Raw genomic sequence first — 13,239 nt, forward strand, 5'->3', positions numbered from 1 at the left:
GCAGCGCAGGCAGCCTCTTCAACCTCTACTCAAGGTAAATCTGTAATGAGCACAACTCCCCGCGTCAAACTACATACCAATATGGGCGACATGATTATCGCCCTGGACGCTGAAAAAGCCCCCAAAACCGTCGCTAATTTCCTGACCTATGTGGAAGAAGGCTTTTACGACGGCACCATTTTCCACCGCGTCATCAACAACTTCATGATCCAGGGCGGCGGTTTCGATTCTGGAATGAAACAAAAACAAACCCACGCGCCCGTCGACAACGAAGCCAACAACGGCCTCAAGAATGACCGCTACACCCTGGCCATGGCCCGCACCAGCGATCCGCATTCGGCCACCGCGCAGTTTTTCATCAATGTCGCCGACAACGATTTCCTGAATTTCACCGCCCCCACTCCCAACGGCTGGGGCTATACCGTCTTTGGCAAGGTGGTCGAAGGCACCGATGTCGTCGATAAAATCAAAGCCGTCAAAACCGGCAGCAAAGGCTTCCACCAAGACGTGCCTCTTGAAGATGTCATTATCGAGAAAGCCTCGATTGTTGAATAAGATACGGCTCGCGGGCGCGGTCTGGTTTGCCTCGGATATTCATCTGGGGCCCCAAACACCGGCCACGCGAGCTGCCTTCCACGCATTTCTCGACAAGGCATGCGCCCAGGCGGATGCCTTGATTTTATGCGGCGATATTTTCGATGCCTGGATAGGCGATGACTTTGCCCTGGCGGCGCCCCCCGATTGGCTGATCGAAACAATGCGGAAATTCCGCCAGACGGCGCAAGCCATCCCGCTCTGGCTGGGCCATGGCAATCGCGATTTTTTAATGGGCGCCACCCTGGTCGATGACCTGGGTGCGCAATTGCTGCCCGATACCTGCTGCCTGCAGACAGACTATGGCGACGTACTGCTCAGCCATGGCGACGAATACTGCACCGAAGACCTCGCGTACCAGCGCTTTCGCCGCGTGGTGCGCAACCCGCGCGTGCAGCGCCTGTTTCTATCGCTAAGCTTGAGCCTGCGAAGCAAGATTGCCGCGTGGGCCAGGGGCCGCAGCAAATCGTCGAACCGCTACAAGACAAACCGCATCATGGATGTCGCGCCCAGCGCCGTGGAACAGGCCTTTACAGCCACCGGCATCAACCTGATGGTGCATGGCCACACGCACCGCCCGGCGTTCCATCGTATCCAGATCGGCACTCGGGCCTGCACCCGTATCGTATTGCCCGACTGGGATTACGACCACAGCCAGCCTCCACGCGGCGGCTGGCTGACAATCGATCGGAACGGTCCCGAATTTTGCCGGCTGCCTTAGGCCAGGGCCAGCCAGGCAAGCACCACCAGACCCAGGGCAATCCGGTACCAGGCAAAAGGACGGTATGTGTGCCTGGAGACAAAGCGCAACACCGCACGCACAACCACCAGCGCACTTAAAAACGCCGCGACAAAGCCAATGACAATTGCAGTGGTTTCCTGTCCGGACAGCACGCTGCCGTGCTTGTACAGATCGTAGGCCGTGGCCGCCAGCATGGTGGGCATGGCCAGGAAAAACGAAAACTCGGTTGCCGTCTTGCGTTGTATTCCCGCCATCATGCCGCTGATAATGGTTGCTCCCGACCGCGACGTGCCGGGCACCATTGCCAGGCATTGAGCGAAACCGACGATCAGTGCCTGCTTCCAGGTAATTTCTTCCAGGGTGCGGGCCGACACATGCTCGTTGGCCACGCTATCGTCGGCCTCGGTCGCGTGCTTGGAAAAATGGGGCTTGCGTTCCACCCACAACATGATCAGGCCGCCCACAATCAGAGTCACGACAAACACAGCGGGATGATGAAACATGGCCTTGATGTATTTGATTGCCAGGGCGCCTATCACCGCCGCAGGCAAAAAGGCAACGAGCAGGTTTCGCGTAAACATCATCTCGCTGCGCACACCGCCAAACGTGCCGCGTATCAATTGCCACAAGCGCTCCCGGAACACCCACATGACGGCCAGTATGGACCCGAACTGGATCACCACTTCGAAGACTTTGGCGTCGTTCGAGGAAAAATGAATCCAGTCGCCAATCAACAGCAGGTGCGCGGTGCTTGATACCGGAATGAATTCGGTAAAACCTTCAATAATGCCCAGAAACAAGGCCTTGATAAAATAAAACGTGCTTTCGGTCATACATCCTCAAGACATAAAGAAAATCGTCACTCGACAGGGGAGCAATCCGGCGCCACACGCTAATCCTGATCGTCGATATCGTCGATCTGCGATCCATGCTGGCGTTCGATCTGCACAGTAGCGATGCGCCGTCCATCCAGACGCAGTACTGTAAACCGGTAAGTGGCGTAAGGTTGTTTCAATTCGCAGCTATCGCCCGGAGCGGGCAGATGCCCAAAACGCTCCAGCAAATATCCAGCCAGGGTCGAATAGCCTTCGTCGTCATCGACCAGGCCTTCGGTATTCAGCACCTGCTCCAGATGATGCAAGTCGGCCGCGCCATCGACACGCCAGCGATCATCGCCTTCGGCAACAATGTCGGGAGTTTCATCCTCATCGGGGAATTCGCCGGCGATCGCCTCGAATACATCAATAGGCGTGACCACCCCTTCGATTTCGCCGAACTCATCGGTAACCAGGACCAGTTGGCCGCGCGAGCGCTTGAGTGTATCCATCAGTCGCAGAACGCCTATGGATTCGTGCACAATGATGGGATCGCGCAGGCGCGACAGTTTGATATTTCCCTGCGTGATCAGGTCGGCGATCATTTCCTTGGCGCGGCCTATACCGATGACCTCGTCCAGCGAACCCCGGCATACCGGAAAAAAGCTGTGCGGCGCCTTGGCAATCTGCTGGCGCAGCGTGGCCGGCGCATCGTCCAGGTTGATCCAGGAAACATCCGTGCGCGGCGTCATGATCGAGTGTATGGAACGATCCGCCAGCGTCAGCACGCCGCTGACCATATTGCGTTCCTCCACGCCGAACACAGGCACCGGCGCCTCGGATACCTCAGCCTGCTGCTCGGGGCCTTCTATCGGGCGCTTGCCCAACATGCGAAGCACGCCCTCTGCCGTTCGCTCCCGCATGGGGCGCTTGGCATCCACGCGCCGCAAGTTGCGGCGCGCAATCTGGTTGAGGGCTTCGATACCCACCGAAAAACCAATGGCGGCATACAGATAGCCCTTGGGCACGGGAAAATCGAAGCCTTCGGCCACCAGTGAAAAGCCGATCGTCAATAAAAACCCCAGGCACAGGACCACAACGGTGGGATGGGCGTTGACAAAACGCGTCAAGGGCTTGGACGCTACCAGCATGACGCCTATGGCAATGATGACTGCCATCATCATGATGGCCAGGTGATCGACCATGCCCACGGCGGTTATTACGGCATCAATGGAAAAAACCGCATCCAGAATCACGATTTGCGTGACGATGACCCAGAAACTGGCATGCAGGCGCGAACCCGACACGTGCGCGGTGCGCCCCTCTATACGCTCGTGCAGCTCGATCGTGCCTTTGAACAGCAGGAAAAAACCGCCCACGATCAGTATCAGATCGCGCGCCGAAAAAGCCAGGGGGCCGGCAGAAAACAAGGGGTCTGTCAGTTTGATGAGCCACGACATCACCGACAGCAGCAACAGGCGCATGACCAGCGCCAGCGACAATCCCATTACCCGGGCCCGGTCGCGCAGGGCGGGCGGCAGCTTCTCGACCAGAATGGCAATAAAAATTAAATTGTCTATCCCCAGAACAATTTCAAGAACGACCAGGGTTAACAAGCCGACCCATGACGACAGGTCCAGCATCCACTCCATCAGAGAGCTCCGTTAATGGAAAAACAATCGCTTATCGCCACGACAAGCCATACGCCACCGCGTTCGTGCAACACCCCGCTTATGCCTGGACGTAGCTCAGCATCTGGGTGAATATTTTGGGGCTGGCCGCCAGCACGCTGCCGCTTTTCATCCAGCCCTGCTCGCCGTCGAAATCGGCAATCAGGCCGCCCGCCTCAAGTACGAGCAGACTTCCGGCGGCGACATCCCATGGCTTCAGATTGACACCGCAAAAGCCATCGAAACGGCCACTGGCCACATAGGCCAGATCAAGCACGGTGGACCCAACGCGACGCGCGCTGGCGCATTCAGACAAGAGGCTGGAAAACTGCGAAGACAGAGTGGCCCCCCCCGCCGACCCGGGCACATGGGCGCTGAGCAGGGCATCGTGATAGCGGGACTGTCCCGATACGCGAATGCGGCGATCATTCAAAAAAGCGCCGCCGCCACGACTGGCGGTGAACAGTTCATTGCGGGACGGATCGTATACGACGGCCTGGGTAATTTGCCCGCGATGGGCCAGGGCAATCGACACCGCATACACGGGAAAACCGTGGATGAAGTTGGTGGTACCGTCCAGGGGATCGATAATCCATTGGAATTCAGCTTGAGCATCGGCATTTTGGCCTGGGGCCAGTTGCAGGCCGGACTCTTCGCCCAAAAAGCCATGATCGGGATATGCTGTACGCAAAACGTCGATAATGGCTTCTTCAGCCGCCTGGTCGACTTCCGTGACATAATCTTTAGGCCCTTTGCGTGCCACTTGCAAACGTTCCAGGTCAAGACTGGCGCGGTTGATAATCGTGCCGGCACGGCGTGCCGCCTTGATGGCGGTGTTGAGCATCGGGTGCATAAAATTCCGTATTAAACAAAAAGATCGTAAGTGCTTAGCTTAACCAAATTTGGCCTGAACAAGGCCTAAATAGTCAGTCAACACCTTATGGAAACCAGTTATTTTAAATGACTCAGGCATTTTCACGCGTTCGCTTCATTATGGTGCATCCCAGCCACCCGGGAAATGTCGGCGCGGCGGCACGCGCCATCAAGACAATGGGGTTCCAGAATCTCTGCCTGGTTGCCCCTCGATTCCCCGATGTGCTCGACCTTCCTGAAGCGCATTCCCTGGCCAGCGGAGCCGGCGACGTGCTCGCCGCGGTCAGTATTGTTCCAACGCTGGCCGAGGCCCTGGCTCCGGTCACCCTGGCCTTCGCCTTGACGGCCAGGGCACGGATGCTGGGCCCTCCCGCCTGCGACATTCGCGAAGCCGCCGGCTTGGGCTGCCAGCACCTGAATTCATACCCGGACGGGCAAATCGCCATCGTTCTGGGCACGGAACGGTCCGGGCTGACCAACGACGACATCTCCCTGTGCCAGCGCATTTGCCACATACCGGCCAATCCGGAATACAGTTCGCTCAATGTGGCGCAGGCTCTGCAACTGGCTGCCTGGGAGCTGCGCTATGCGCTTGCTCTCAGCGCATCCCTGCCGCTGCTGCCTCAAACCGAAGGCCACGCACAGGCGGGCGACGAGCCCGCCTCGAATGAAAAAATCCAGGCGCTCATGACACACTGGGAACAGGCTCTGGTCAGCGTCCAGTTTCTGGATCCCTTGCACCCCAAAAAGCTCATGCCGCGCATGCGCCACATGTTCGCGCGCAATGCGCTCAGCAAAGACGAAGTCGATATGCTGCGCGGACTATGCACGGCCATGATAAAAACGGCAAACAAGTCATAGCCATATACTGGAATATCCGACAAAATATATGGTTTAGCCTGTAATGCAAACAAGGCTGCATTAAGATTCCCCCTATGCTGACACAACTACGCGAAGATATTTCCTGCATTCTCGAGCGCGACCCCGCCGCTCGCAGCCGTCTGGAAGTCCTGACCTGTTATCCGGGCCTGCATGCGATTCTCGTGCATCGCCTGGCACACCGCCTATGGCGCGGCAACTGGCTATGGCTGGGCCGTTTCATTTCCCACCTGGGCCGCATCCTGACCGGCATAGAAATCCACCCCGGGGCTACGCTTGGACGCCGCGTGTTTATCGATCATGGCTTCGGCGTGGTTATCGGAGAAACCGCCGCCATAGGCGATGATTGCACCATTTACCAGGGTGTAACGCTGGGTGGCACGCGTCTGTACAAAGGCGAAAAACGCCACCCTACTCTTGAGCGCGGAGTGGTGGTGGGCGCCGGAGCGCAAATTCTGGGCGGCTTTACCGTGGGCGAAGATGCGCGCATCGGCTCCAACGCGGTCGTTGTCAAGCCGGTTCCAGCCGGCGCTACCGCAGTCGGCAATCCAGCCCGCATCATACTCAGGGAAGACACGGGCGCGACAACTGCGCCAAGTAGTGAAGCGCAGCCTGCCGGCCTGGACGCCGAGCAAGAGCTTGTCGTTCCGGATAGCGCAGCCGGCGCCGCTGTACCGACGCCGGCCGCGACGCCGGCAAATTCCGCCGAAGGCGAGCGCTCGCCCTGTGAAACCGACTGGAACGGCAAGCCCCTGCAAGAATTGTTGCGCCGTAACAATCGGCCCGAACAAACCGCCCAGCATACGGAGGGCTTTGCCCCGTACGGGGTCGATCAAAATGACGACGATCCTCTGGTCAAGGTATTGCATGAGCTTATCAATCATGCGGCGAGCCAGGAAAAACGCATCGGTAAATTATGCAAGGCCATGGAGGAACTGGGACAGCGCGTGGAAAACGGTCAGACGCCGCTGGATGCCGAGCGCCTGAACCGCATGGTCGAATAAGCCGTTCTTGCCTCGGTGGAGCGTCATTTCCAGCGCATTTTTTGTTCGAAGTGTTTACTGTGCATTCGACGGTTTGGTATTTGAAGACGCCGTCTATCGGGGCTTGGGGTCAGGACCGGCACGGCGTGCTTGATCCGGATCTACCTCGTCCAGGCGGGCGTCGGGCCAAACTCGCTACGCCGCTGGCGCGGCTGCGCTCAAACATGGCCCGCCGAAGGCCCCCGCCTTCCCTACGGTAGCATCCGGCGCACGCCTTACGCCGGCCCTGACCCCAAGCCCCGATAGACGGCTCACGTTAGGGCTTGCCTGGAACCAATGTGCTTGCACCGATAGTTAATGGGCCTGCACCCATAGAACCGTTAACGTGCCCGCACTCATGCCTCCATCACGTCGCCACATCTACCTGGATTGACGACTGGGTGTACTAAAAGCACCCACCGCCTCAACGTAGCCTGTGATTGGCTAAACGCGGCTTCCCCAATGTATACCTCGAGGCATTACCTCAACGCAAGCCGCAGGGTGGGCGGTGCTGTGCAGTCCGGCGGTAGTCCAGCGCCGGGTGCTGACGAAGGGAAGGCGGGGGCTTTCGGCGGGCCCTGTTTGAGCCCGGCCTCGCGAGGCCGGGCGAGTTCGCCCGACGCCCGCCTGGACGAGGCAGACCCGGGCAGTCGGGGTGCGTAGCACCACGACCGCTGGACGTGCCGGACTGCACAGCACCGCCCACCCTGCGGCGTCTTTATAGAACTACTCGTCCAAAGTAATAACCAAAACCTGAACGGCTCAAAACAACAGCCGCTGAAACACAATCAGCGGCTGTAAGCACTTAAACCAAAAACACGCTAGTTTGCGACAATGTCCAGGCCTGTCAGGCGGCGCAGTTCGTCCAGCCCTATGCCCGCCAGATCGTCCAGCAGAATCACCTGGCCGTTCCTGAATTCGAACACGGCCACATCGGTATAGACACGCGACACGCAGGCTACGCCGGTCAGGGGATAGCTGCAGCGCTCGACCAGCTTGCTCTGGCCCTCGCGCGTCAGCAATTCCATAAGAACATAGACCGACTTGGCGCCCATGGCCAAGTCCATGGCACCGCCGACAGCCGGAATGGCATCGGGCTCGCCGGTATGCCAATTGGCCAGATCGCCGGTTTTCGACACCTGGAAAGCACCCAGCACGCAGATATCCAGATGACCGCCGCGCATCATCCCGAACGAGTCGGCATGATGAAAAAAAGCTCCGCCCGGAAGCAGTGTTACCGGCTGCTTCCCAGCATTGATCAAATCGGGGTCTTCGCTGCCCGGCGCCGGCGCCGGGCCCATGCCTATGACTCCGTTTTCGCTGTGGAGCATGATTTCGCGATCCGCCGGCAGATAATTCGCCACTTTGGTCGGCAAACCTATACCTAAATTGACAACACTGCCTTCGGGTATGTCTTGTGCAACCCGCGCCGCCATTTGCTCACGATTCAAACGTTTCATTTCAGCCTCCTAGACAGCGACCACGCGCTGCACAAACAGGCCTGGAGTCACAACGGTTTCGGGATCGAGCTCGCCCAGCTCGACGATTTCACTGACCTGGGCCACGGTTACACGGGCCGCCGTCGCCATGATGGGCCCGAAATTGCGGGCCGTTTTGCGATAGACCAGATTGCCCCAGCGATCGGCACGCAAGGCCTTGATAAAGGCGTAATCGGCATGCAAGGGATACTCGAGCATGTAGTCGCGGCCGTCGATATGCCGCACTTCCTTGCCCTCGGCAATTAAGGTACCAACGCCTGTAGGCGTATAGAATCCACCTATGCCCGCCCCCGCCGCGCGTATGCGCTCGGCCAGATTCCCTTGCGGCACCAGTTCGAGCTCCAGCTTGCCGGCCCGGTACAAGCCATCGAAAACATATGAATCGGTCTGGCGCGGAAATGAACAGATAATCTTCCGTACCTGGCCCGCCGCCAGCAAGGCAGCCAGGCCCGTATCGCCATTGCCGGCGTTGTTATTGATAATCACCAGATCCTTGGCGCCTTGCTCCAGCAAGGCATCAATCAGTTCCAGAGGCTGGCCTGCCATGCCAAACCCGCCCACCATGACGGTCGAACCGTCAGGCATATCGGCAACCGCCTCTCGGACACTGGAAAATATTTTCGAAATCATGCTGCACTCACGCTCGCGTGGAAAAACATCAAAAATCGGGAAACAACTGAAAAACAAAGGGATTCAGCCATCGGCAAACGCCGATGGCTGACGCTGACAAGGAATCAATCCACCGTCGCGCCGGACGCCTTCACGACCTTGGCCCAGTTGGTGACTTCGGACTGCATGAACTCGCCGAACTCGGCCGGAGTCGTCTGGACCGACACAGCGCCCAGATCCTTGAAACGAGCCTGGACATCAGGCTTGAGCAAGGCTTTTTCAATCGCTCCATTAAGTTTGTTGACGACATCAGCCGGCGTGCCGGCCGGAGCGATCACGCCAAACCATGACGACACATCGAATGAGGGAAAGCCGGATTCCCGCATGGTGGGCAGGTCGGGCGCCGTCTTGGAACGCTCTGCGGTGGTTACCGCCAGGGCACGCAACTTGCCGGCCTGGACGTGTGGCCATGCCGCGGGCATATTGTCGAACATCAGCTGCACCTGGCCGCCCATCAAATCGGTTTCGGCCGGCGCGCTGCCCTTGTAGGGAACGTGCAATATATCGACCCCGGCCACTTGCTTGAACAGCTCGCCCGCCATATGGATCGAGGTGCCGCTGCCCGAGGAGGCAAAGTTCAATGTACCCGGGTGGGCCTTGGCGTACTCGACAAGCTCTTTGACGCTATGCACCGGCAGCTTGGGGTTGACGACCAATATATTAGGCACCTTGACCGCCAGCGCAATCGGAGCGAAGTCCTTGAGCAGATTGAATTTGATATTCTTGTACAGGGTTTGATTGATCGCACTCGTGACAGCGACCATGTACAGGGTATAGCCATCGGGTTTGGCGCGCGCAACGATCTCGGCGCCTATATTGCTGCCTGCGCCGGGGCGATTTTCCACCACAATCGACTGCCCCAGCTCGGTGCTGACTTCCTTGGCCAGGATGCGCGCGACCACGTCGGTCGTGCCGCCGGCCGAAAAACCGACGACCATGCGGATCGGATGGTCGGGATAGGCTGCGGACGCCGTGGCCGAAAAACCAAGCACGCCGGAAATCGCCGCTGTTGCCGCAAGCGCCTTGATGGCGATAGATAATTTCGTGTGTATTGACACTTTCCTCTCCAGGATTAAATGTCCATGAGCTGGACAGTTTTATAATTAGACAAAGATTTTCCGATAAAATCGGTTTTTTTAAAAACCACCTGTACGCCCTGCGGACACTTGAGCCCATACAGACATGTCCGACTACGATAAAGACACCGAAGCCAGCGCCGCCGGACCGCGGACTCTGCGGCGCGGCCTGAAGGTGCTGGCCGCACTGCGAGCGCACGGGCATACCGGCCTGAGTGTAACCGCTCTGGCACGCGCAACCGGTCTGCAGCGGCCCACCATTTATCGCCTGCTTGCGGCACTGATCGAAAGCGAACTGGTCAAGGGCGTGGGCAACACAAAGCGGTTTGCATCCAATCTGGGCGAGCCGGCCGCCGTGCCGGCCGTGCAAGATCCGCGCATCGGGTTGGCGCGCCCATCCATGCAAAAGCTGGCCCAGGCCACCGGCGACGCGGTCTTCCTGGTGGTGCAGGACGACCATGAGTCGCTCAGCCTGTGGCGGGAGATCGGCCCCTACCCTGTGCAGATACTGGCCACCTATGCCGGCAAACGCCAGCCCCTGGGTGTGGGATCGGGCGGCATGGCCTTGCTGGCGGCCCTGCCCGACGCCCGTATTGAACAAATCATTGCTCGCAACAGCGATCAAATCGAATTGTATGGCGGCATGACGGCGCGCGAAATGCGGCGTCTGGTCGAAAACACACGCACGCGAGGCTATTCGGTCGTGGGAAACCACGCGGTGCGTGGCGCGCTGGGAGTAGGATGCGCCTTGCTGGACAAACAGAAGAACCCCTACCTGGCCATCAGCGTCACCGCCATCACCGAACGCATGCCGGCGCAGCGGCAACGCGAAATCGCCGCCCTGATACAGGCCGAGCTACAGGAAATCTCGCACCGGGTTCACGCGGCCTGATCCGCGCCATTCAAAGTCCGCACTTCACGGATCGGTATGGGCAAACGCAGGCCGGCCTGTTCGAGCGTCTTGCGTGCCGCTTGATACAAGTCGAAATTCAGATCCCAATACCGGCTGCTTTCAGCCCAGACACGGATATTGATCATCACCGCGCTATCGCGGTATTCGTTGACCATGACTTGCGGTTTGGGCGTCTGCAAAGCCAGCTCGTGATGTTCCACCAGCGTACGCAACTTTTCCATGGCCAGATCGAGATCGTCGCCATAGCTCACCGCCACCTGCAGATCGAGGCGGCGCGTAGCGTTGCGGCTGAAATTCAGGATGGGATTGCCCCAAACCAGGCTGTTGGGCAACGTAAGATGTATGCCGTCCACTTGCACAATACGCGTCAGGAACAGCCCCACCTCTTCAACAGTGCCATCGGCCTTGCCCACGACCGAAATGTACTCTCCGGCACGCAGCGGCCGCAAAGCCAAAAGCATGATCCCCGCAGCGATGTTTTGCAATGTTCCCTGCAAAGCCAGGCCGATAGCCAGTCCGGCAGCACCCAGCACGGCAATAATACTGGCCGTTTGCACCCCGAACCGGGCTAGTACAGCTATCAGGGTAAAACCACGAATGGACCACTCCACGATCGAACGGAGCATGGGCACTATTGTGGGGTCGACTTTGGACGATCTGGCCGCTGCGGAGCGTACTGCCTTGCCCACCAGGGTCGCAATTGTCCACCCCGCAATCAGTATGACCAGAGCAGTAAGCAGGTTCAGGCCAAAATCCGCAAAACTGGGGATCCACAGAAAAAATTGGTGCAGGCTGTTCACGATAGAAATCCACTAACAAAGTGCTAAACCATCGATAGTACCTATACTTGAGCCAAAACAAAATGACGCGGCGGCGCGCACCGGCCTGAACACGGCCAAATCCTGCCTCGAATGAGACGAGACTTTTGCGCGCCGCAAACTCGAAATTAGCAAAGCCTAAAACGTTTCCGTACTCTGTTCCAACTGGATGTCCTCATCCAGCGGGTAGATGGGCCTGGCAAGATGCTGAAACGGAAATAGCGAATAATCGGAACTGCACACGCCTGGCCCTGCTATCAAAACGATATGCTTGGCTAGAGGCTCAAACCCGGCGCGGAAATGTTGGCGCGATTTGATCAGCACATATTTTTTCGTGGCAGGATCGACTCCGGCATGGGTAAACAAACCGGTATCGTAGGGCTCTTGGGGTTTTTCGCATACGAAGATCAGCACGCCACCCGTATCGATGATTGCCGTTTTCCCTATGCTGAGCCGCATGCCGGTAAACATCGGCCCAGTCACGGTGTACGTGCCGTCGGTAATCTTAACGACTTTACCCGTGACGCGTAACGGCTCGCCCTTCAATCCCAAAGCAGGCATATCGGTCTTACCACCGATATCCAGCGTCAATTCCGCTCCCACGCCCGCCTGGATCAACTGATCTACGGCAACGGGATCCCAGAACGGGCCAGCCACCACATCCGTCAATCCCTGGCGCATGACTTCACGCAGCACAGCCATCACATCCGTCGGACCGCCCGCCCCGCAATTGTCGCCGTGATCAACCAGTACAACAGGGCCCTCTGAAAATTGTTTCGCTCTGGCAATCGACTCTGCCAAAGGCTCGATTGGAAAAATGAACTCCTCCCGCCGCTGCCACGCAAGTTCGCATAGCTCATCCAGCAATAACTGTCCGTCCTGCTGCTTTTCCCTATCCACGACAAGAACCACCGACAAACCCACGTGAGGAATATCGGCAAGAGGGAAGCCGCCAAAAACGGATGCATTCAGAACCTGTCCTTGTGCTTCGGCGGCCATGGCCTTATCCATGATGTCTTTCATGGGTTGCATAGACGGAGTCTGCTTGAGCATATGAGTCAGCATCGGCAAACGGCGCCACAAAATGACCGGATCGACCTCCTTCTTCAGCAAGGATTCCAAAGTCTTTCCTGCGCGCTCCCCGGTCTTGTAAACATCGATATGGGGGTACGTGCAATAGCCGGTAATGATCGTCGAATTGTGAATCAGTTCGGGACTAAAGTTAGCGTGAAAATCGAGCGCCACTACAATTGGAACACCATCAGGCAGAACCGCCCGTATCCGCTTCAGCAGCTCTCCTTCTGCATCCGCATAGCCTTCGGCTACCATCGCGCCATGAAGATCAAGCATGACCACATCGCAACCCTTTCGCACCGACGCGACAATCGTGTCGGCGATTGAATCGAACGCGTGTCGGGTCACTGTACCGCTAGGTACCGCATTGGCCGAGATGGAAAAATCCACATCCGCCCCAAGCCGATCAGCCAAATCCATATAGGCGGCTGCCGCACTATTGGTATTGAGACAAGCTTGCCGAGCCTGTTCTGCATAAGCGGGGCCGTCGCCACCTGTCCCTCGGCAAAAAGAACTAAGTTCAGTATGCAGGGGTGAAAAAGTATTGGTTTCATGTCGAACCAGAGCAACAACCACTTTCATGAAAAACTCCTGG

Annotated in this window: 13 protein-coding genes; 5 read left to right on the top strand and 8 right to left on the bottom strand. The window is 57.9% G+C overall.

Features of this window, described 5'->3' with window-relative positions; all coding sequences use genetic code 11:
* Window positions 1–45 precede the first annotated feature (45 nt).
* Together LSG25_RS06790 and LSG25_RS06795 are read left to right on the top strand one after the other, a co-directional pair.
* A complete protein-coding gene (locus LSG25_RS06790; protein WP_232743927.1) occupies window positions 46–555 on the top strand; it encodes a peptidylprolyl isomerase in 510 nt (169 codons plus the stop codon).
* Window positions 548–1,315, top strand: a complete 768-nt coding sequence (locus LSG25_RS06795; RefSeq protein WP_232744600.1) for a UDP-2,3-diacylglucosamine diphosphatase — start codon at window positions 548–550, stop codon at window positions 1,313–1,315. Before LSG25_RS06790 ends, LSG25_RS06795 begins: the two co-directional genes overlap by 8 nt.
* Here the strand turns inward: LSG25_RS06795 and LSG25_RS06800 are convergent.
* From LSG25_RS06800 to LSG25_RS06810, 3 genes are all read right to left on the bottom strand, one after another.
* On the bottom strand, window positions 1,312–2,169 hold the full coding sequence (locus LSG25_RS06800) for an undecaprenyl-diphosphate phosphatase (RefSeq protein ID WP_232743928.1): 858 nt from the start codon (window positions 2,167–2,169) through the stop codon (window positions 1,312–1,314). The two genes, LSG25_RS06795 and LSG25_RS06800, sit on opposite strands and share 4 nt — an antisense overlap.
* Window positions 2,170–2,228: 59 nt before the next feature.
* Complete coding sequence (locus tag LSG25_RS06805; RefSeq protein WP_232743929.1) at window positions 2,229–3,803, bottom strand: TerC family protein; 1,575 nt, start codon at window positions 3,801–3,803, stop codon at window positions 2,229–2,231.
* Window positions 3,804–3,882: 79 nt separating this feature from the next.
* Window positions 3,883–4,674, bottom strand: a complete 792-nt coding sequence (locus LSG25_RS06810) for an inositol monophosphatase family protein (RefSeq protein ID WP_232743930.1) — start codon at window positions 4,672–4,674, stop codon at window positions 3,883–3,885.
* A 107-nt stretch (window positions 4,675–4,781) separates the two neighbouring features.
* Between LSG25_RS06810 and LSG25_RS06815 the strand changes: the two genes are divergently transcribed.
* Both LSG25_RS06815 and cysE read left to right on the top strand, forming a co-directional pair.
* The gene (locus tag LSG25_RS06815; RefSeq protein ID WP_232743931.1) at window positions 4,782–5,555 is read left to right on the top strand and encodes an RNA methyltransferase; all 774 of its coding nucleotides are present in this window, start codon (window positions 4,782–4,784) and stop codon (window positions 5,553–5,555) included.
* 74 nt (window positions 5,556–5,629) lie between these two features.
* Window positions 5,630–6,577, top strand: a complete 948-nt coding sequence (gene cysE / locus LSG25_RS06820; protein WP_232743932.1) for a serine O-acetyltransferase — start codon at window positions 5,630–5,632, stop codon at window positions 6,575–6,577.
* A gap of 839 nt (window positions 6,578–7,416) precedes the next feature.
* Here cysE and LSG25_RS06825 read toward each other — a convergent pair.
* From LSG25_RS06825 to LSG25_RS06835, 3 genes are all read right to left on the bottom strand, one after another.
* The gene (locus LSG25_RS06825) at window positions 7,417–8,055 is read right to left on the bottom strand and encodes a 3-oxoacid CoA-transferase subunit B (RefSeq protein WP_232743933.1); all 639 of its coding nucleotides are present in this window, start codon (window positions 8,053–8,055) and stop codon (window positions 7,417–7,419) included.
* Between the two features lie 9 nt (window positions 8,056–8,064).
* Window positions 8,065–8,724, bottom strand: coding sequence for a 3-oxoacid CoA-transferase subunit A (locus LSG25_RS06830; protein WP_232743934.1), 660 nt, complete (start codon window positions 8,722–8,724; stop codon window positions 8,065–8,067).
* Window positions 8,725–8,828: 104 nt separating this feature from the next.
* On the bottom strand, window positions 8,829–9,797 hold the full coding sequence (locus LSG25_RS06835; protein ID WP_370635998.1) for a Bug family tripartite tricarboxylate transporter substrate binding protein: 969 nt from the start codon (window positions 9,795–9,797) through the stop codon (window positions 8,829–8,831).
* A gap of 148 nt (window positions 9,798–9,945) precedes the next feature.
* On the opposite strand from LSG25_RS06835, the gene LSG25_RS06840 reads away from it, so the two are divergent.
* On the top strand, window positions 9,946–10,731 hold the full coding sequence (locus tag LSG25_RS06840) for an IclR family transcriptional regulator (RefSeq protein WP_232743935.1): 786 nt from the start codon (window positions 9,946–9,948) through the stop codon (window positions 10,729–10,731).
* Here LSG25_RS06840 and LSG25_RS06845 read toward each other — a convergent pair.
* On the bottom strand, window positions 10,719–11,555 hold the full coding sequence (locus tag LSG25_RS06845; protein WP_232744602.1) for a mechanosensitive ion channel family protein: 837 nt from the start codon (window positions 11,553–11,555) through the stop codon (window positions 10,719–10,721). The two genes, LSG25_RS06840 and LSG25_RS06845, sit on opposite strands and share 13 nt — an antisense overlap.
* A gap of 153 nt (window positions 11,556–11,708) precedes the next feature.
* On the bottom strand, window positions 11,709–13,226 hold the full coding sequence (locus tag LSG25_RS06850; RefSeq protein WP_232743936.1) for a M81 family metallopeptidase: 1,518 nt from the start codon (window positions 13,224–13,226) through the stop codon (window positions 11,709–11,711).
* Window positions 13,227–13,239: the final 13 nt, after the last annotated feature.

Origin of the sequence: Paralcaligenes sp. KSB-10 (genome assembly GCF_021266465.1) — a bacterium.
In the GTDB taxonomy this organism is placed as follows: Bacteria; Pseudomonadota; Gammaproteobacteria; order Burkholderiales; family Burkholderiaceae_B.